The sequence below is a fragment of the Micromonospora sp. NBC_00898 genome, assembly GCF_045207895.1.
Classification (GTDB): Bacteria; Actinomycetota; Actinomycetes; order Mycobacteriales; family Micromonosporaceae; genus Micromonospora.
The window spans coordinates 528,158-544,917 of the sequence record NZ_CP108775.1; the positions used below are offsets into that span (position 1 = coordinate 528,158).

Genomic DNA, 16,760 nt, shown 5'->3' on the forward strand with positions numbered 1-16,760 from the left:
CGCCGCGCCGATCCGTAGATCGCCCGACGAGGGGATGACCGTGCCCGCCGATCCGTCGCCGCGCCCGCGCCGCGGCATCGCGCGGTCCGGGCTGACCTGGGTGGCGCTGCTCTGCGCGCTCGCGGTCCTGCTCGTCGCCGCCCGGGTCGGGCAACGCGAGCCGGTGACTGACCGCACCGTCGGCGAGGTGACCCGGGTCGGCGTGGCGGCCGGCGACCCGATCCCCGGGTACCTGCGCACCGCCGCCGACGAGCTGGCCCGGCTGACCGACCCGACCGGACCGGCCGCCGGCACGTACGCGCTGGTGTCCTTCTCGGCGTACCTGACCCCGCAGCGGGTCGCGGCGACGCTCGGCGGGGCGCCGGTCTCGGCGGTGGTGGCCCGGGTGCCGCTGGCCGGCCGGCAGACCGAGATCGTCCGGATCGCCGCGCTGCGCGTACCGCAGGACGTGGTCGGCGGGATGGCCGAGGTGGCCGCGCGCAAGGACGGGGAGGCCGCCGACTACCGGGCGCGCGCCGCCGCCCCCGCCGCGTCCGACGACGCGGACCTGCGCCGGCTGTACGACAGCGGCGCGCGGGTCGCGGCGCAGGAGGCGGCGGCGTACCGGTCGGCGTGCGCCTGCGTGTACGCGGCGGTGATCCGCGCCACGTCGGATGCGCTGCGCGGCCTGGCCGCCCGGCCCGGGGTGCGGGCCGTCGACCCGGCCCCGGAGGTGAGCCGGCTGGACCGGACGGTCTTCACCCCGCCGCTGCCCGAGCAGCGGGACGTGGCCCGGCCACCCGCCGACGCGGCACTGGCCGGGGCGTCAGCCGCGCCGGCCGGGAGCGCCCCCACCGTGGGCGATTCGTCGGAAGCCGCACCGACGGTGAGCGCACGCTCACCCGACCCCGGCCGGTCCGCGCCGGGGTGAACGCCGCCCATCACCGCTCCGACCTCCCCGGACGCGGCCGGCGGCGGCGCGCCGACGGCACCCAGGTGAGCATGCCCACCGGGGGATGTGCGCGGACGGGTGTGGTCCGAATAGGGTTTCGTTCGTAGCCTGTCAGGCGGAGATCGATGTGGCTGGGGAGGGCGAGCCTTGGACGGCAGCGAAACCGGCTGGGGTCGGCAGGCTGAGCCGGCACCGCGGTGGCGGGCGCTGCTCGACCGGGCCCGGCTCGGCGGCCGCGGCGCGGAGCACGCCGAGGCCGACCAGCACGCCGAGGAGCCCCCGGCGGCGCCGCCCGAGACGCCGCCCCGGCGCGGCGCGGGCAACGGCTGGTCCGGGCGGGCCCAGGCGATCGGGCATCCCGCCGAGCTGTCGTACGGCGCCGAGCCGGCCTACCGCGTCGAGGCGACCTACCGGGTCGAGCCGGCCTACCGCCTCGACCCCGGACACCAGGCCGAGCCGCGCTACCGGGCCGAGCCGTCCTACCCGGTGGAGCCCGGCTACGCCGCGGAGCCGTCCTACCGGGCCGACCCGCCGTACCGGGCGGACCCCGAACCGGCCTACCCGGACCGGGAGCCGCACCGGGGGTCCGCCTCCGTCGAGTCCCGGTACTCCGTCCTCGACAACGGCTACCGGCACGAGCCCCCGGCGGTGGAGTCCCGGTACGCGCTGCTGGACAACGGCGGCTACCGGCCGGAGACCTACCAGCCGCCCGAGCCGGCGCCCGCGCCGGCCGCGTACCAGGCCCCGGCGATCGCCGACGGCTACCCGGCCCGGGTCGAGCCGGCCCGGGTGGAGTGGCGGGCCCCCGCCCCGGAGAGCGAGGTGGACCGGGCCGCCGGCGTGCTCCGCCGCGAGCTGGGCACCCCCCGGGTGCTCGCCTTCGCCAACCCGAAGGGCGGGGTGCACAAGACCACCGCCACCGTGCTCGCCGCCGCCACGGTCGGCAGCGTCCGCGGGCGTGGGGTGCTCGCCTGGGACGACAACGAGCTGCGGGGCACCCTCGGCCTGCGCGCCGGTAGCGCCCGGCACGCCCGGACCATCCGGCACCTGATCCACGACCTCGCCCAGATCGAGATCCTGGAGGGCGCCACCCTCCTGGAACACCTCGACGACTACCTGCGGCACGCCTCCGACGGCTCGTACGACGTGCTGGCCGGGGAGGAGAGCCCCCGGTTCGCCCAGCGGCTGGACCAGTTCACCGTCAAGCGGGTGCTGGAGCTGCTGCGGCGTACCCACGACGTGGTCTGCGTGGACACCGGCAACAACGTGGAGAGCGCGAACTGGCGGACCGTCATGCAGGCCGCCGACCAGCTCGTGGTGACCACCGTGCCGCGCGAGGACGCCGCGTTCAGCGCGGACTGGATGCTCGACCTGCTGCACGAGGTGGGGATGGGGGAGCTGGCCGACAACGCGGTCACCCTGATCTCCTGCCCGACGCCGGGCCGCTCGTCGCTCCAGGACGACCTGGAGCGGCACTTCGCCACCCGGACCCGGGCGGTCGCCGTGGTGCCGTACGACCCGGCGCTGGAGACCGGTTCCTCGATCGAGTACCACCAGCTCCAGCCGGAGACCCGGCAGGCCTGGCTCAAGGCCGCCGCGGTGATGCTGGAACCGTTCGCCCGCTGACCGCCACCGCCGCCCCACGGCCGTCCGGCTCCTGAGAGGATCATCGGGTGAGTTCGGACACCCCTGACCCTGAGCGGGCCACGCACCGGCCCGGCGAGCCCGGTCCCGCCGGCGCGGAGCCCCGGCCCGAGTCGCCGCCCGTCGACCCGCCCGCCGGCCTGCCGGCGCCGGCCGGCACCCCGGCCGGCGCGCCGGGCACCCAGCCGTTCCCCTGGGCCGGCCCGGGAGCCGAGCACCGCCCGGTCACGATCGCCGGGCCCGCCGTGACCGCCCGGCCCGCCCGCGGGGTCCGCCGGGCCGTCGGGCTGACGGTGGGGGTCGCGTTCCTGCTGACCGTCCTGGGCGCCCCGCTGGGGCTGCTCTGGACGGCCGTCGCGCCGGACATCCCGGTGGTGAAGACCGCCGAGGGGGCGATCTACGCCACCCCGCAGCCGGAGCAGCCGATCGCCGCCGACGGCTGGTTCAGCGTGCTCGGGCTCGGCTTCGGCGTGCTCGCCGCGATCGCCCTGTGGTTCCTGCTGCGCCGCCGCCGCGGGCCGGTCGGGCTGCTCGCCGGCACGCTGGGCGGCCTCGGCGCGGCGGTGGTGGCCTGGCAGGTGGGCCGGCGGATCGGCCTCTCCACCTACCAGCGGCTGCTGGAGACCGCCCCGGACGGGCAGCCCTTCACCAAGCCGGCCGACCTGCGGGCCGGTGGAGTGGACTGGTTCGTCGTCCCGCACGGCAACCTGCTGCTGCCCGCGTTCGGCGCCGCCGTGACGTACACCCTGCTGGCCGGCTGGTCCCGCTGGCCGTCGCTGCGCCCCGAGCCGGAGCCGTACGGGGCCTGGCCGCCGCCGGCCGCCGGGGCCGGCGGGTGGGGGGTCGGCCCGACGGAGGGGCTCAGTTCGGCGCCGGCGGACCGGCCAGCTCGCTCAGCGGCACCGGAACCGCCCGGACCTGGCGCAGCAGAGCCGCCTCGCGGTTGAGCAGCCGCAGCTCGGCGCGGAGTCGGCCGGCGGTGTCGTCGATCGCGAGCAGCCGCTGGCGGTCGGCGACGGTCAGCGCGGCGGTGGCGGCGACCAGGTGCGACAGCACCGTCGGGTCCTCGGGCAGTTGCTCGGAGATCTCCTCCGGGGCCGGCCGGATCAGCCCCAGGTACTGCCGGAACACCGAGATCACCCGGGCGGCGAGCAGGTCGGCGACCTCGTCCGTGCCGGTCGGCTCGGGCAGCCACTCCACCTCGGCGGTGAGGTACGGCGCGGAGCGGTCGTCGACCTCGGCGACCCGGAACCGGCGCCGGCCGACGGTGACGATGTCGAAACCGCCGTCGGCCAGCTCGGTGACCTGCCGCAGCTCGGCGGTGCAGCCCACCTCGTGCAGCGTCACGTCCCCGCCGCCGGGGATCGGCCGGCCGGGCGGCCCGGCCGGGGCCACCTCCCAGCCGGCCTGGATCGCCACCACGCCGAACTCGCGCGGCGCCCCCTCGGGCAGCCCGACCAGGTGGCGCACCAGCGCCCGGTAGCGCTCCTCGAATATGTGCAGCGGCAGCACCAGCCCGGGGAAGAGCACCGTCCCGAGCGGAAACACCGGCAGCCGCGCAGTCACGCGTCGAGCGTATCCCGATCACGGCCCCGCGGCGTGTCCCGGCTCACCGTCCCGGCCTCCGGGCGGCGCGGGTCGGCTCCCGGACCGGCCGCCTAGACTCGCAAGGGTGTTGAATCGGATCGACCTGCGCGGCGGGGTGCGTGACCCGCGCCACCTGCTGCCCCGTGCCCGGCTCGACGTGTCGGTGGCCGTCGAGCGGATCCGCCCTCTCGTGGAGGCGGTCGGGGAGCATGGTTACCCGGCGATCCGGGAGGCCAGCGAGCGGTTCGACGGCATCTCCCCGGAGCGCCTGCGGGTGCCGGTGGAGGCGATCAAGGAGGCCGAGGGGACCCTCGACCCGCAGGTGCGCGCCGCGCTGCTGGAGTCGATCACCCGGGCCCGCAAGGTGCACGCCGACCAGCGGCGCACCGACCACACCACCCAGGTGGTGCCGGGGGGCACGGTGACCGAGCGCTGGGTGCCGGTCGACCGGGTCGGCCTCTACGTCCCCGGCGGTCTGGCGATGTACCCGTCGACCGTGGTGATGAACGTGGTCCCCGCCCAGGCGGCCGGCGTCCGCTCCCTGGTCGTCGTGAGCCCGCCGCAGCAGGACAACGGGGGCCTGCCCGACCAGCGGGTCCTCGCCGCGTGCGCGCTGCTCGGCGTCGACGAGGTGTATGCCGTCGGCGGCGCCCAGGCGGTGGCGATGCTGGCGTACGGGTCGACCGTCGACCCGGACGGCGCGGAGCGCTGCGAGCCGGTCGACCTGATCACCGGCCCGGGCAACATCTGGGTGACCGCCGCCAAGCGGCTGCTGCGCGGCGTGGTCGGCATCGACGCCGAGGCCGGCCCGACCGAGATCGCCATCCTCGCCGACGACACCGCCGACCCGGCGCACGTCGCCGCCGACCTGATCAGCCAGGCCGAGCACGACCCCCTGGCGGCCAGTGTGCTGGTCACCCCGTCGGTGGCGCTCGCCGACGCGGTCGAGCGGGAGCTGGCCCGGCAGGTGCCGGCCACCAAGCACGTCGAGCGGGTCACCACCGCGCTCACCGGCGAGCAGAGCGGCGTCGTCCTGGTCGACGACCTGGCGGCCGGGCTGCGGGTGGTCGACGCGTACGCGGCCGAGCACCTGGAGATCCAGACCGTGGACGCCCGCGAATGGGCGCTGCGGGTCCGCAACGCCGGGGCGATCTTCGTGGGCGCCTGGTCGCCGGTGTCGCTCGGCGACTACTGCGCCGGCTCCAACCACGTGCTGCCCACCGGCGGCTGCGCCCGGCACTCCTCGGGCCTGTCGGTGCAGTCCTTCCTGCGCGGCGTCCACCTGATCGAATACAGCCAGGACGCGCTGCGCGACGTCGCCGGGCACGTGGTCACCCTGGCGACCGTGGAGGACCTGCCGGCACACGGCCAGGCGGTCAGCGTGCGCTTCGCGGAGGGCACGTCGTGACGACGCTGGACGACCTGCCGATCCGGGACGACCTGCGCGGGCTGACGCCGTACGGGGCGCCGCAGCTCGACGTGCCGGTGCGGCTGAACACCAACGAGAACTCCTACCCGGTGCCCGAGCCGGTGGTGGACGCGATCGGCAAGGCCGTCGCGGCCGAGCTGCGCGACCTCAACCGCTACCCCGACCGGGACGCGGTGGCGCTCCGCGCCGACCTGGCGGATTACCTGGGCCACGGGCTGACCGTCGACGAGGTCTGGGCGGCCAACGGCTCCAACGAGATCCAGCAGCAGCTGCTCCAGGCGTTCGGCGGCCCCGGGCGCACCGCGCTCGGCTTCGTCCCGGCGTACTCGATGCACCCGCTGCTGGCGCTCGGCACCGGCACCGGCTGGATCCCGGCGCGGCGCGGCGTCGACTTCGGGCTGACCGCCGACGAGGCGGTCGCGCAGGTCCGCGAGCACGCCCCCGACGTGGTCTTCCTCTGCTCGCCGAACAACCCGACCGGCACCGCGCTCGACCCGGCCGTGGTCGCCGCGGTGCTGGACGAGGCGCCCGGCATGGTGGTCGTCGACGAGGCGTACGCCGAGTTCGCCCGGCCCGGCACGGTCAGCGCCCTGGCGGTGCTGCCCGGTCACCCGCGGCTGGTGGTCACCCGGACGATGAGCAAGGCCTTCGGCTTCGCCGGTGGGCGGCTGGGCTACCTGGCCGCCGACCCGGCCGTGGTGCAGGCGGTGCAGCTCGTCCGGCTGCCGTACCACCTCTCCGCGCTCACCCAGGCCGCGGCGCGTGCGGCCCTGGCCCACCGTGCCGCGCTGCTCGGCACGGTCGTCGCGATCATGGAGCAGCGCGACCGGATCGTCGCCGAGCTGCGCGCCCGGGGCCACCGGGTCGCCGACAGCGACGCGAACTTCGTGCTGTTCGAGGTGCGTGGCGACCAGGCGGTTGCCTGGCGCACCCTGCTGGAGCACGGTGTGCTGGTCCGCGACGTCGGCCTGCCCGGCTGGCTGCGGGTCACCGCCGGCACCCCCGCCGAGACCGACGCCTTCCTCACCGCGATGGAGAGAATCTGATGAGCCGGACCGCCCGGGTGGAGCGGATCACCAAGGAGACCAAGGTCCTCGTCGAGATCGACCTCGACGGCACGGGCCAGGCCGAGATCAGCACCGGCGTCGGCTTCTACGACCACATGCTCCACCAGATCGCCCGGCACGGCGGCTTCGACCTGACCGTGCGCACCGTCGGTGACCTGGAGATCGACGCGCATCACACGATGGAGGACACCGCGCTCGCCCTCGGCGCCGCGTTCGACCAGGCGCTGGGGGACAAGGCCGGCATCCGGCGGTACGGCTCGGCCACCGTCCCGATGGACGAGGTGCTGGTGCGAGCCGCCGTCGACCTCTCCGGCCGGCCGTACGTGCTGCACGACGAGCCGGCGCTCCCGCCGTACATCGGGCCGGTCTACCCGACCAGCATGACCCGGCACATCTGGGAGTCCTTCGGCCAGGCGGCCCGGATCACCCTGCATGTGGACGTGCTGCGGGCGGCCCGCCCCGGCGGCCACGCGGACGCCCACCACGTGGTCGAGGCCCAGTTCAAGGCGGTCTCCCGCGCGCTGCGCGAGGCCACCTCCATCGACCCGCGCAACGCCGGAGCGATCCCGAGCACCAAGGGCGCGCTCTGATGGGGACGGTGCTGTTGATCCTCGCGGGCGTGCTGGCCGGCGGGACCTGGTCGTTGCACAAGCAGGGCGCCCCGCGGTCCGCGGTGGTGGTCACCGGGCTGCTGGCCGTGCTGGCGACCGTCGGCGGGCTGCTCTGGCTGCTGCCCGGGGAGGGCTCATGAGCGAGCGCAGCGAGCGAATCATCAGGCACAGTGCCGTGGTGTCTCATGTCGGCACGGAGCGCAGCGGAGTGCCGGCATGAGCGAGCGCAGCGAGCGAATCATCAGGCACAGTGCCGTGGTGTCTCATGTCGGCACGGAGCGCAGCGGAGTGCCGGCATGAGCAAGCGGATCGTGGTGCTCGACTACGGCTCGGGCAACCTGCGCTCGGCCGAGCGCGCCCTGGAGCGGGCCGGCGCGGACGTGACGGTCACCGACGACCTGGCCGCCGCCGCCGAGGCCGACGGCCTGGTCGTGCCCGGCGTGGGCGCCTTCGCCGCGTGCATGGCGGGGATCGAGGCGCTCGGCGCCGGTCCGGTCATCGCCGAGCGGGTGACAGCCGGTCGGCCGGTGCTCGGCATCTGCGTCGGCATGCAGGTGCTCTTCGAGCACGGTCACGAGCACGGCGTGGTGACCAAGGGCCTCGGGCTGCTGCCCGGCGGGGTGACGAAGCTGCCCGCCGAGCGGCTGCCGCACATGGGCTGGAACACTGTGCACGCGCCGGAGGGTTCGGTGCTCTTCGCCGGCCTGCCCGCCGACAGCCGGTTCTACTTCGTCCACTCGTACGCGGTGAACGACCTGGCGGGTCTGGCCGCCGCGGGCGCCAAGGTCACCACCGCGCACCACGGCACCGACTTCGTGGCGGCCGTGGAGCGGGGCCCGCTGTCGGCCGCCCAGTTCCACCCGGAGAAGTCGGCCGACACCGGTGCCGCGCTGCTGCGCAACTGGCTCACCACGCTGTGAGCGCGAGGAGTGAGCCGGGTCTGCGAGCCCCGCGGTCGCGAACCCGACGTGGCGCTGTGAGCGCGAGGTGAGCAAGGAGCGGGCCCGTCGTCGGGCGGTCCGCCAGGCCGAGGCGGAGGCCGAGCGCGCGGTCCGGCGCCGCCGGGTGGCCCGCCGGGAACGCCGCCGCGCCGTCGTACGCCGGCTGACGCCGACGATCCGGCGGGGCCGTACGGGCCGGTTGGCCCGGCACACCCGGGGCGAGCGGGCGGCGATCGTGCTGCTCACCGGGGCGGCGCTGGTGGGGATCTGGTATTTCGTCGACGACCTGGCGCTGCGGCTGGCGTTGGTCGTGTTGTTGCTGCTGGTCCTGCCGGCGATCGTGGTGATCGCCCTGGACCGTCGTACCTGAAGCGAGGAGTAGAGCGTTGAGCCTCATCCTGTTGCCCGCCGTGGACGTCGCCGACGGCCAGGCCGTCCGGCTCGTGCAGGGCGCCGCCGGCAGCGAGACCACCTACGGCGACCCGCTGGAGGCCGCGCTGGCCTGGCAGGCCGACGGGGCGGAGTGGATCCACCTGGTCGACCTGGACGCCGCGTTCGGCCGGGGCACCAACGCGCACCTGCTGGCCGAGGTGGTCCGGCAGTTGGACGTGAAGGTCGAGCTCTCCGGCGGGATCCGGGACGACGAGTCGCTGCACGCGGCGCTCGGCACCGGGGCGGCCCGGGTCAACATCGGCACCGCCGCGCTGGAGGACCCGGTGTGGTGCGACCGGGTCTGCGGCGAGTACGGCGACCGGGTCGCGATCGGGCTGGACGTGCGCGGTCGTACCCTCTCGGCGCGGGGCTGGACCCGCGACGGCGGTGACCTGTTCGAGGTGCTGGAGCGGCTCGACAAGGCCGGTGCCTCCCGCTACGTGGTGACCGACATCACCAAGGACGGCACGATGCGCGGGCCGAACCTGGACCTGCTCCGCGAGGTCTGCGGGCGCACCGACGCCCCGGTGATCGCCTCCGGCGGCGTCTCGACCCTGGACGACCTGCGCGCCCTGGCCACCCTGGAGCCGGTCGGTGTGGAGGGTGTGATCACCGGCAAGGCGCTCTACGCGGGCGCGTTCACCGTCGCCGAGGCGCTGGAGACGCTGCGGGCCGCGGCGTGACCGCGGTCGCGGGCGACGACGGCGTCGTCACCCGACTCGGCTCGGGTGGCCCGTGGGAGGCCGTCTACGGCTACTCGCGGGTGGTGCGGGCCGGGAACCTGGTCTGGACGGCGGGCTGCACGTCGACCGTCGACGGGCGGGTGGCGCACGTCGGGGACGCCGCGGCGCAGACCGCTCAGGCGTTGCGGATCGGCCTGGACGCGCTGGCCGAGGTGGGCGCGGAGCCCGGCGACGTGGTGCGGACCCGGATGTACATCACCGACCGGAGCTACGCAGACGAGGTCGGCCGGGCGCACAACGCCATCTTCGGGGCGGTCCGGCCGGCGGCGACGATGGTGGTGGCGGCCGGGCTGATCGACCCGGATCTGCTGGTGGAGGTCGAGTTGGAGGCCTGGCTCGGCGACCGGTGACCCCGGCCGCCCCGCTGTGGGGACGGCCACGTCGCACCCAGACTAGTTGTGCACAACTTAATTGCACGCTACGGTTCTGGCCGTGACCGATGATCTGGTGCTGCGCCGGCAGGTGTGCTTCGCCCTCTACGCGGCGTCGCGCGCCCTCACCGACGTCTACCGGCCCATCCTCGACGAGCACGGGTTGACCTACCCCCAGTACCTGGTGCTGCTCGTGCTCTGGGAGCGCGGCGACGAGGCCCCCACGGTCTCCGGGCTCGGCGCCCAGCTCCGGCTCGACTCCGGCACCCTCTCCCCACTGCTCAAGCGCCTGGAGGCGGCGGGTCTCGTGGTCCGCAACCGCTCGGCGCGCGACGAGCGCCGGGTGGAGGTGGGTCTCACCGAGCGGGGTCGGGACCTGCGGCGGCGGATGGACGGCGTGCCGATGCGGATCGCCTGCGCCACCGGGCTCACCGAGGCCGAGCTGGTGGGTCTGCGCGACACCCTCACCCGGGTCACCGAGACGATCCACCGACACAAGGAGCAGTGACATGCAGGTGCTTTACACCGCCTCCGCCCGGGCCACCGGCGACGGCCGGGACGGCCACGTCCGCACCTCGGACGGCACGTTCGACCTGGACCTGGCGATCCCGAAGGAGATGGGCGGCGCCGGCGGCGCGGCCAACCCCGAGCAGTTGTTCGCCGCCGGCTACGCGGCCTGCTTCCACTCCGCGCTGCGGCTCGTCGCCCGCAAGGCCAAGGCCGACGTCACCGGCTCGGTCGTCGAGGCCGAGGTGGGCATCGGCCCGAACGGCAGCGGCGGCTTCGGCCTGACCGTCGCCCTCGTGGTGGACCTGCCCGCCGTCGAGCGCGCCGCCGCGCAGCAGCTCGTCGAGGCCGCCCACCAGGTCTGCCCGTACTCCAACGCGACCCGTGGCAACATCGAGGTCGTCCGCACCGTCCGCGAGGCCGCGTCGGCCTGAGCGCCCGTCCCGGCCCGCTTCCCTCGCGTACGAAAGGACAGACTCCGATGAGCACCAACCGTGAGATCCACCTGGCCTCCCGCCCCCAGGGCTGGCCCACGGCCGACAACTTCCGCCTGGTCACCACCGAGGTGCCCACCCCGGGTCCGGGCCAGATCGTGGTCCGCAACCAGTTCATGTCGGTCGATCCGTACATGCGGGGCCGGATGAACGACGTCAAGTCGTACGTGCCGCCGTTCCAGCTCGACGCCCCCCTCGACGGCGGTGCCATTGGCGAGGTGGTGGCCAGCGAGGCCGAGGGGCTCAAGCCCGGCGACACCGTCCTGCACGGCCTGGGTTGGCGGGAGTACGCGCTGCTCGACGCGAAGGCGGCCCGCAAGGTCGACCCGAGCCTGGCGCCGGTGAGCGCGTACCTCAGCGTGCTCGGCATGACCGGCCTGACCGCGTACGCCGGTCTGCTCGACGTGGCCGCGATGAAGCCCGGCGACGCCGTCTTCGTCTCCGGCGCGGCCGGCGCGGTGGGCAGCATGGTCGGCCAGATCGCCAAGCTCCGGGGCGCGTCCCGGGTGATCGGCAGCGCCGGCTCGGCCGCCAAGGTCGAGCGGCTCGGGGCGCTCGGCTTCGACGCCGCGTTCGACTACCACGACGGCCCGGTGCGCGACTCGCTGAAGGCCGCCGCGCCGGACGGCATCGACGTGTACTTCGACAACGTCGGCTCCGAGCACCTGGAGGCCGCGATCTCGGCGTTGAACCTGCACGGCCGGGTCGCCGTCTGCGGCATGATCGCCCAGTACAACTCCAGCGAGCCGCCGGCCGCGCCGCGCAACCTGGCCCTGGTCATCGGCAAGCGGCTCACCCTGCGCGGTTTCCTCGTCAACGACCACGGCCACCTGCGCGACCAGTTCGTCCAGGAGATGTCCGGTTGGCTGCGCGACGGGAAGATCTCGTACGACGAGACCGTCGTCGACGGCATCGAGAACGCCCCGGAGGCGTTCCTCGGCGTGCTGCGCGGTGAGAACCTGGGCAAGATGCTCGTCCGGGTGTGACCCGGAACTCGTTCACGGCGGTCGGCCCGGTCGGGTCGGCCGCCGTGCCGTGCGCGTTGGATAGGCTCGCGACATGACGGTGGCGGTACGGGTGATCCCGTGTCTGGACGTGGACGCCGGGCGGGTGGTCAAGGGGGTCAACTTCCTCGACCTGCGCGACGCCGGCGACCCGGTGGAGCTCGCGGCGGCGTACGACCGGGCCGGCGCGGACGAGCTGACCTTCCTCGACGTCACCGCCTCCGCCAGCGACCGGGGGACCATGCTCGACGTGGTCCGCCGCACCGCCGAGTCGGTCTTCATCCCGCTCACCGTCGGCGGCGGCGTACGCCAGGTCGCCGACGTCGACACGCTGCTGCGGGCCGGCGCGGACAAGGTCGGCGTGAACACCGCCGCGATCGCCCGACCGGAGCTGATCGCCGAGATCGCCGACCGGTTCGGCCGCCAGGTGCTGGTCCTCTCCCTCGACGTGCGGCGGGCCCCGGCCGGCACCACCCCGAGCGGCTTCGAGGTGACCACCCACGGCGGTCGCCGGTGCACCGGGATCGACGCCGTCGAGTGGGCGCGGCGCGGCGCGGAGCTGGGCGCGGGGGAGATCTTGCTCAACTCGATGGACGCCGACGGCACCAAGGCCGGCTTCGACCTGGCGCTGATCCAGGCGGTCCGTGCGGTGGTCGACGTGCCGGTGATCGCCAGCGGCGGCGCCGGCGAGGTGGCGCACTTCCCGCCGGCGATCGGCGCGGGCGCCGACGCGGTGCTGGCGGCCAGCGTCTTCCACTTCGGCGAGCTGACCGTCGGCGAGGTCAAGGACGCCCTGCGCGCAGCCGGCCACCCCGTCCGCTGACCCACCCCGCCCCGCCCGTCACCCCGGCACCGCAACGCCGCGTCACCGAGGTAGCGGCCCCTCCCGGTGATCGACTCCAGCTCGCCGAGGTGGCGGCGTCCGGGTGCGTCGGATGGCGCCAGGTCGCCGATCTGGCGATCGGCCAGGGCCGGGCTCGGGGTCGGAGGCAGGTCAGCCGCGGCCGGTGTGGCCCTCGGGGGAGCGGCGTGGGGCCGGGATCGAGCGGACGGCGTACTCCTGGACGGCGGCGGCGTGGTCGTCCTCGGCGAGGCTCCAGTCGGTGGTACCCGGGGTGTGCCGACGGCTCAGCACCCCCTGCACGGTGTCCACCGTGGTCGCCACGCCGGCGCTGGGCCGGGTGCGCCAGAGCCGTTCCCCGTCCGGCGTGATCCGGAACCAGCCGTCCGAGACGCTGACCAGCCCGGCGCCGGCGAGCCGGCGGACCGCGCCCTCCACCTCGTGCCGCTCCGGGATGGCCTGGTTGAGGTGGTCGGCGGTGGAGAGCACGTCAGCCAGGCGCACGCCCTCGGGCCGCCGGGTCGAGGCCGACCGGCGGTGCCGGCCGGCGCCGCTCGCGATGACCAGTGAGACGAAGATCCAGGCGTCGGTCCAGCGCCATCCGTTCTCCCCCATGCACGAATGATGCCCGGCGTCGACGGCGGAAGAAACACCCAGTTTCCCGATCGGACATCACCGCAGCTCACCGCGGGTCCAAGCGATCCCATCCGGTGGCGGTCGGCGTGCCCCCGGTGACGGTGGGTGTCCACACCCCGCCCGCGTCGGCCCGGTGATGGGGCGCGGCGCGGGCCGTGGCGGCGCGCGCGTCGGCTCCGGCTCGGGGGTCGGCCGCGGCGACGGCGCACGGGCCGGAGCGGGCGCGGATGAGTCAGGCCGCCTCGGCCGCTGGGCCGGCGGGACCGGCGCAGACCGCCGGCTCCGGGGTGGACGCCGCCGGCTGCGGAGCCGGGGCCACCGCGAAGAGCGGGATGAACACCTGGGCCAGCGGCCCGATGGCGAGCGCGTAGGCGACGGTGCCGATTCCGACGGTGCCGCCGAGCAGCCAGCCCAGCGCCAGCACCGTCACCTCGATGACGGTGCGGACCAGCCGGACGGACCGGCCCGGGCGGCGGGCGACGTACCCGGTCATCAGGCCGTCGCGCGGGCCGGGGCCGAGCCGCGCGCCGAGGTAGAGGCCGGTGGCGGCGCCGTTGGCCACGATGCCGACAACCAGCAGCCCGATCCGTACCGGCAGCGGCGCGTGGGTCGGCAGGACCGTGAGGGTGGCGTCCACCACCAGGCCGATCACCACGACGTTGCTGACGGTGCCCAGGCCGGGGCGCTGCCGCAGCGGGATCCAGAGCAGCAGGACGACGGCGCCGACGGCGATGGTGACCGTGCCGAAGGAGAGCCCGGTCTGCCCGGCGAGCCCCTGGTGGAACACGTCCCAGGGGTCGAGCCCCAGGCCGGACCGGATCATCAGCGCCATGCTGACGCCGTAGAGGGCGAGCCCGACGTAGAGCTGGCTCAGCCGCCTGGCCGGCCGGTACCGGAGATTGCCAATCACTGCCATGCATGCCACCCTAGGGGCCAATCTCCACACTTGAAGCAGCCAATTTGGGAGGGGTGGCCATGACGACGCAGGTGCGTGGCACCCAATTGGCCCGGCTGCTCGGTCAGTGGCACGCGCTGCCCGGCCGCCGGCGCAGCCCGGACTACGCCGCGCTCGCCGCCGCGGTCCGCGGACTGCTCGCCGACGGCCGGCTTCCCCTGGGGGTACGCCTGCCGGCCGAGCGGGAGCTGGCCGAGGCGCTGCGGATCAGCCGGACCACGGTCACCGCCGCGTACCGGGAACTGCGGGAGACCGGCCACCTGGCCAGCCGCCGGGGCGCCGGCAGCTGGACCATGCTCCCGGGCACCCACCGGGTGGCCAGCACCGGCCTGTGGACCCCGCTGGACGACCGGGACATGATCGACCTCGGCGTCGCCGCGCTGGCCGCCCCGAGCCAGCTCGTCCCCGCCGCCCGGGCCGCCGCCGAGGACCTGCCGCGGTACCTGAGCGGGGCCGGCTACCACCCGACCGGGATCATCGAGCTGCGCGAGGCGGTCGCCCGGTCGTACACCGAGCGGGGCCTGCCGACCAGCCCCGAGCAGATCATGGTGACCAGCGGCACCCAGCACGCGCTGGACCTGGTGCTGCGACTGGCGCTGTCGCCCGGTGGCGGCGTGCTGGTCGAGTCCCCGACCTACCCCAACGCGCTCGCGGCGCTTGCCGCCCGCCGGGCCCGGATCACCACCCACGGGCTGGCGGCCGACGGCGCGGGCTGGGACGCCGACCTGCTGCTGGGCAGCATCCGGCAGACCCGGCCGAAGCTGGCGTACCTGATCCCCGAGTTCCAGAACCCGACCGGCCACCTGATGCCGGCGGAGCTGCGCGAGCGGCTGGTCGGCGCCGCCCACGCCGCCGGCACCGACCTGGTCATCGACGAGTCCTTCGTGGACCTGCCGCTGGACGGCACCGAGCTGCCGCCGCCGACCGCCACCTTCGACCGGCACTCCCGGGTCATCTCCATCGGCGGGATGAGCAAGCCCTACTGGGGTGGCCTGCGGATCGGCTGGGTCCGCGCCTCCGCCCCGCAGGTGCAGCGGCTGGCCGCCGCCCGGGTCGGGGTCGACATGGCCAGCCCGGTGCTCGACCAGCTCGTCGCGGTGCACCTGCTGGCCGACGCCCCGGCCATCGTGGCCGCCCGGCAGGCCCAGCTCACCGCCCAGCGCGACGCGCTGATCGGCGCGCTGGCCGACCGGCTGCCCGACTGGCGGGTCGCCGTGCCGCGCGGCGGCGTGACGCTCTGGGCCGAGCTGGACGGCCCGATCTCCAGCGCCCTGGCCCGCGCCGCCGAGGAGGTCGGCGTACGGCTGGCGCCCGGCCCCCGGTTCGGCCTGGACGGCACCCTCGAACGCTTCCTCCGGTTGCCCTTCACCCTGCCCGCCGCGGACCTGGTGGAGGCGGTGGGTCGGCTCGCCGCGGTCCGCTACGACCTGGACCGCGCCGGCCGCCCGCAGTGGCGGGAACCCTCCGTCATCGCCTGAGAGGCCGTCGGGTAACCGGATGGTTACGTTGTGAAAAGTTGTTCGGCGTTGATGCGTCGAGCGGCTGCACGTTCGGCGGTGTTGGCCCATCGGGTCGGTTGACGGGCCAGGCGTATCGCCATGAGTCGAATCATTGCGACTTTGATCATGGTCTCGGAGTTGGTGGTGAGGCGTTCGTAGTCGCGGGCCAGGCGTCGGTTGCGGATCAGCCAGCCGAAGGTGCGTTCCACGACCCAGCGGCGGGGTAGGACCTGGAAGCCTTTGACGTCGTCGGTGCGTTTGACGATCTGCAGCAGGATGCCGAGTTGGGTCTTGGCCCAGGTCAGCAGACTGGTGTCGACGCTGTTGGCGTAGCCACCGTCGGCCCAGACGACGGCGATGGTGGTGAAGGTGGCGGCGAGGCGGTGCAGCAGCGCCCGTCCGCCGGGTCGGTCCTGTACCGAGGCGGAGGTGACCGCGACGACGAGCAGGAGTCCCATCGTGTCGACGATCAGGTGTCGTTTCCGGCCGGTGGTGCGCTTACCCATGTCGAATCCACGAGACTCACCTCCCTCACTGGATTTGATCGACTGGGCGTCCAGAACCGCCGCCGTGGGCTCGGGTTCCCGCCCGGCCTGCACGCGCACCTGCCGCCGCAGTTCGTCGTGGATGGCATCCCACGTGCCGTCTCGGCGCCAGGTGGTGAACCACCGATGCGCCGCGTCCGGCGGGGCCAGATCGTGAGGCATCAACCGCCACGCACAGCCCGACCGCAGCACATAGAAGATCGAGTTCAGAATCAACCGATCGTCGTACACCCGCGGACGTCCGCCTTTGCGCAGGTCACGCACCGGCATCAACGGAGCCAGGACAGCCCACATCGCGTCGGTCAGGCTGGATGAGTAGCATCTACGGGCGTCGTCCCCGCCAAGATCCCTGTTGCACACACATCAAGATCATGGCGGGGATGACGCATTTGTCGAGCACCCGACATCGACGTTTCTCGCCGTAACAGCCCGCCCTCAATCGGTTACCCGACGGTCTCTGAGGCCGGCGACGCGCCGAAAATGCGGGGACGACGGCCCGCCGCGCCGGCTGCCACACTTGCGC

The 16,760-nt window shown here is 74.6% G+C and carries 19 protein-coding genes and 1 pseudogene; 16 read left to right on the plus strand and 4 right to left on the minus strand.

From position 1 onward, the window contains the following. The first annotated feature begins 40 nt into the window (after nt 1-40). The 3 genes from OG799_RS02525 (at nt 41) to OG799_RS02535 (ending at nt 3,522) form a co-directional block, all read left to right on the plus strand. A complete protein-coding gene (locus OG799_RS02525) occupies nt 41-910 on the plus strand; it encodes a hypothetical protein (RefSeq protein WP_406042674.1) in 870 nt (289 codons plus the stop codon). A 168-nt stretch (nt 911-1,078) separates the two neighbouring features. Further along, nucleotides 1,079-2,557 (plus strand): MinD/ParA family protein, encoded by a 1,479-nt coding sequence (locus tag OG799_RS02530; protein WP_406042676.1) that lies wholly within the window; start codon nt 1,079-1,081, stop codon nt 2,555-2,557. 47 nt (nt 2,558-2,604) lie between these two features. Next, nucleotides 2,605-3,522 (plus strand): DUF2567 domain-containing protein, encoded by a 918-nt coding sequence (locus OG799_RS02535; RefSeq protein ID WP_406042678.1) that lies wholly within the window; start codon nt 2,605-2,607, stop codon nt 3,520-3,522. On the opposite strand, the gene OG799_RS02540 is transcribed toward OG799_RS02535, so the two are convergent. Then, nucleotides 3,437-4,141 carry an LON peptidase substrate-binding domain-containing protein gene (locus OG799_RS02540; protein WP_406042680.1) on the minus strand — a complete coding sequence of 235 codons (705 nt, stop codon included), beginning with the start codon at nt 4,139-4,141 and terminating at the stop codon, nt 3,437-3,439. The two genes, OG799_RS02535 and OG799_RS02540, sit on opposite strands and share 86 nt — an antisense overlap. Nucleotides 4,142-4,247: 106 nt before the next feature. Here OG799_RS02540 and hisD point away from each other — a divergent pair, with 106 nt between their 5' ends. The 12 genes from hisD (at nt 4,248) to hisF (ending at nt 12,584) form a co-directional block, all read left to right on the plus strand. Further along, entirely contained in the window at nt 4,248-5,570 is a 1,323-nt protein-coding gene (gene hisD / locus OG799_RS02545) for a histidinol dehydrogenase (RefSeq protein ID WP_406042682.1), read from the plus strand. After that, nucleotides 5,567-6,637, plus strand: a complete 1,071-nt coding sequence (locus OG799_RS02550) for a histidinol-phosphate transaminase (protein WP_406042684.1) — start codon at nt 5,567-5,569, stop codon at nt 6,635-6,637. Before hisD ends, OG799_RS02550 begins: the two co-directional genes overlap by 4 nt. After that, the gene (gene hisB, locus OG799_RS02555; protein ID WP_406042686.1) at nt 6,637-7,248 is read left to right on the plus strand and encodes an imidazoleglycerol-phosphate dehydratase HisB; all 612 of its coding nucleotides are present in this window, start codon (nt 6,637-6,639) and stop codon (nt 7,246-7,248) included. Before OG799_RS02550 ends, hisB begins: the two co-directional genes overlap by 1 nt. Beyond that, complete coding sequence (locus tag OG799_RS02560) at nt 7,248-7,409, plus strand: hypothetical protein (protein ID WP_406042688.1); 162 nt, start codon at nt 7,248-7,250, stop codon at nt 7,407-7,409. Before hisB ends, OG799_RS02560 begins: the two co-directional genes overlap by 1 nt. Nucleotides 7,410-7,565: 156 nt before the next feature. After that, nucleotides 7,566-8,189 (plus strand): imidazole glycerol phosphate synthase subunit HisH, encoded by a 624-nt coding sequence (gene hisH, locus OG799_RS02565; protein ID WP_406042690.1) that lies wholly within the window; start codon nt 7,566-7,568, stop codon nt 8,187-8,189. 67 nt (nt 8,190-8,256) lie between these two features. After that, nucleotides 8,257-8,580 carry a hypothetical protein gene (locus OG799_RS02570; protein ID WP_406042692.1) on the plus strand — a complete coding sequence of 108 codons (324 nt, stop codon included), beginning with the start codon at nt 8,257-8,259 and terminating at the stop codon, nt 8,578-8,580. 16 nt (nt 8,581-8,596) lie between these two features. Further along, the gene (gene priA / locus OG799_RS02575) at nt 8,597-9,325 is read left to right on the plus strand and encodes a bifunctional 1-(5-phosphoribosyl)-5-((5-phosphoribosylamino)methylideneamino)imidazole-4-carboxamide isomerase/phosphoribosylanthranilate isomerase PriA (RefSeq protein WP_406042694.1); all 729 of its coding nucleotides are present in this window, start codon (nt 8,597-8,599) and stop codon (nt 9,323-9,325) included. Beyond that, on the plus strand, nt 9,322-9,735 hold the full coding sequence (locus OG799_RS02580; protein WP_406042696.1) for a RidA family protein: 414 nt from the start codon (nt 9,322-9,324) through the stop codon (nt 9,733-9,735). The genes priA and OG799_RS02580 overlap by 4 nt, the downstream gene beginning before the upstream one ends. A gap of 82 nt (nt 9,736-9,817) precedes the next feature. Further along, a complete protein-coding gene (locus OG799_RS02585; protein ID WP_406042698.1) occupies nt 9,818-10,264 on the plus strand; it encodes a MarR family winged helix-turn-helix transcriptional regulator in 447 nt (148 codons plus the stop codon). 1 nt (nt 10,265) lies between these two features. Then, complete coding sequence (locus tag OG799_RS02590) at nt 10,266-10,697, plus strand: organic hydroperoxide resistance protein (RefSeq protein ID WP_406042700.1); 432 nt, start codon at nt 10,266-10,268, stop codon at nt 10,695-10,697. Nucleotides 10,698-10,744: 47 nt separating this feature from the next. After that, on the plus strand, nt 10,745-11,743 hold the full coding sequence (locus tag OG799_RS02595) for an NADP-dependent oxidoreductase (RefSeq protein ID WP_406042702.1): 999 nt from the start codon (nt 10,745-10,747) through the stop codon (nt 11,741-11,743). A gap of 73 nt (nt 11,744-11,816) precedes the next feature. Then, the gene (gene hisF / locus OG799_RS02600) at nt 11,817-12,584 is read left to right on the plus strand and encodes an imidazole glycerol phosphate synthase subunit HisF (RefSeq protein WP_406042704.1); all 768 of its coding nucleotides are present in this window, start codon (nt 11,817-11,819) and stop codon (nt 12,582-12,584) included. A 171-nt stretch (nt 12,585-12,755) separates the two neighbouring features. On the opposite strand, the gene OG799_RS02605 is transcribed toward hisF, so the two are convergent. Next, nucleotides 12,756-13,217, minus strand: a complete 462-nt coding sequence (locus tag OG799_RS02605; RefSeq protein ID WP_406042706.1) for a hypothetical protein — start codon at nt 13,215-13,217, stop codon at nt 12,756-12,758. 253 nt (nt 13,218-13,470) lie between these two features. Further along, nucleotides 13,471-14,154, minus strand: a complete 684-nt coding sequence (locus OG799_RS02610) for a YitT family protein (RefSeq protein ID WP_406042708.1) — start codon at nt 14,152-14,154, stop codon at nt 13,471-13,473. A 59-nt stretch (nt 14,155-14,213) separates the two neighbouring features. Here OG799_RS02610 and OG799_RS02615 point away from each other — a divergent pair, with 59 nt between their 5' ends. Then, the gene (locus tag OG799_RS02615) at nt 14,214-15,671 is read left to right on the plus strand and encodes a PLP-dependent aminotransferase family protein (RefSeq protein WP_406042710.1); all 1,458 of its coding nucleotides are present in this window, start codon (nt 14,214-14,216) and stop codon (nt 15,669-15,671) included. 101 nt (nt 15,672-15,772) lie between these two features. Here the strand turns inward: OG799_RS02615 and OG799_RS02620 are convergent. After that, nucleotides 15,773-16,597: pseudogene (locus OG799_RS02620) on the minus strand (IS5 family transposase); the annotation flags it as partial. Nucleotides 16,598-16,760 lie beyond the last annotated feature (163 nt).

What these genes read in the sequence shown, in the direction of transcription:
- hisB (WP_406042686.1), top strand. Translation starts at nt 6,637, where the DNA reads ATGAGCCGGACCGCCCGGGTGGAGCGGATCACCAAGGAGACCAAGGTC.
- OG799_RS02560 (WP_406042688.1), top strand. Translation starts at nt 7,248, where the DNA reads ATGGGGACGGTGCTGTTGATCCTCGCGGGCGTGCTGGCCGGCGGGACC.
- hisH (WP_406042690.1), top strand. Translation starts at nt 7,566, where the DNA reads ATGAGCAAGCGGATCGTGGTGCTCGACTACGGCTCGGGCAACCTGCGC.
- OG799_RS02590 (WP_406042700.1), top strand. Translation starts at nt 10,266, where the DNA reads ATGCAGGTGCTTTACACCGCCTCCGCCCGGGCCACCGGCGACGGCCGG.
- OG799_RS02595 (WP_406042702.1), top strand. Translation starts at nt 10,745, where the DNA reads ATGAGCACCAACCGTGAGATCCACCTGGCCTCCCGCCCCCAGGGCTGG.
- hisF (WP_406042704.1), top strand. Translation starts at nt 11,817, where the DNA reads ATGACGGTGGCGGTACGGGTGATCCCGTGTCTGGACGTGGACGCCGGG.
- OG799_RS02605 (WP_406042706.1), bottom strand. Translation starts at nt 13,217, where the DNA reads ATGGGGGAGAACGGATGGCGCTGGACCGACGCCTGGATCTTCGTCTCA.
- OG799_RS02610 (WP_406042708.1), bottom strand. Translation starts at nt 14,154, where the DNA reads ATGGCAGTGATTGGCAATCTCCGGTACCGGCCGGCCAGGCGGCTGAGC.
- OG799_RS02615 (WP_406042710.1), top strand. Translation starts at nt 14,214, where the DNA reads ATGACGACGCAGGTGCGTGGCACCCAATTGGCCCGGCTGCTCGGTCAG.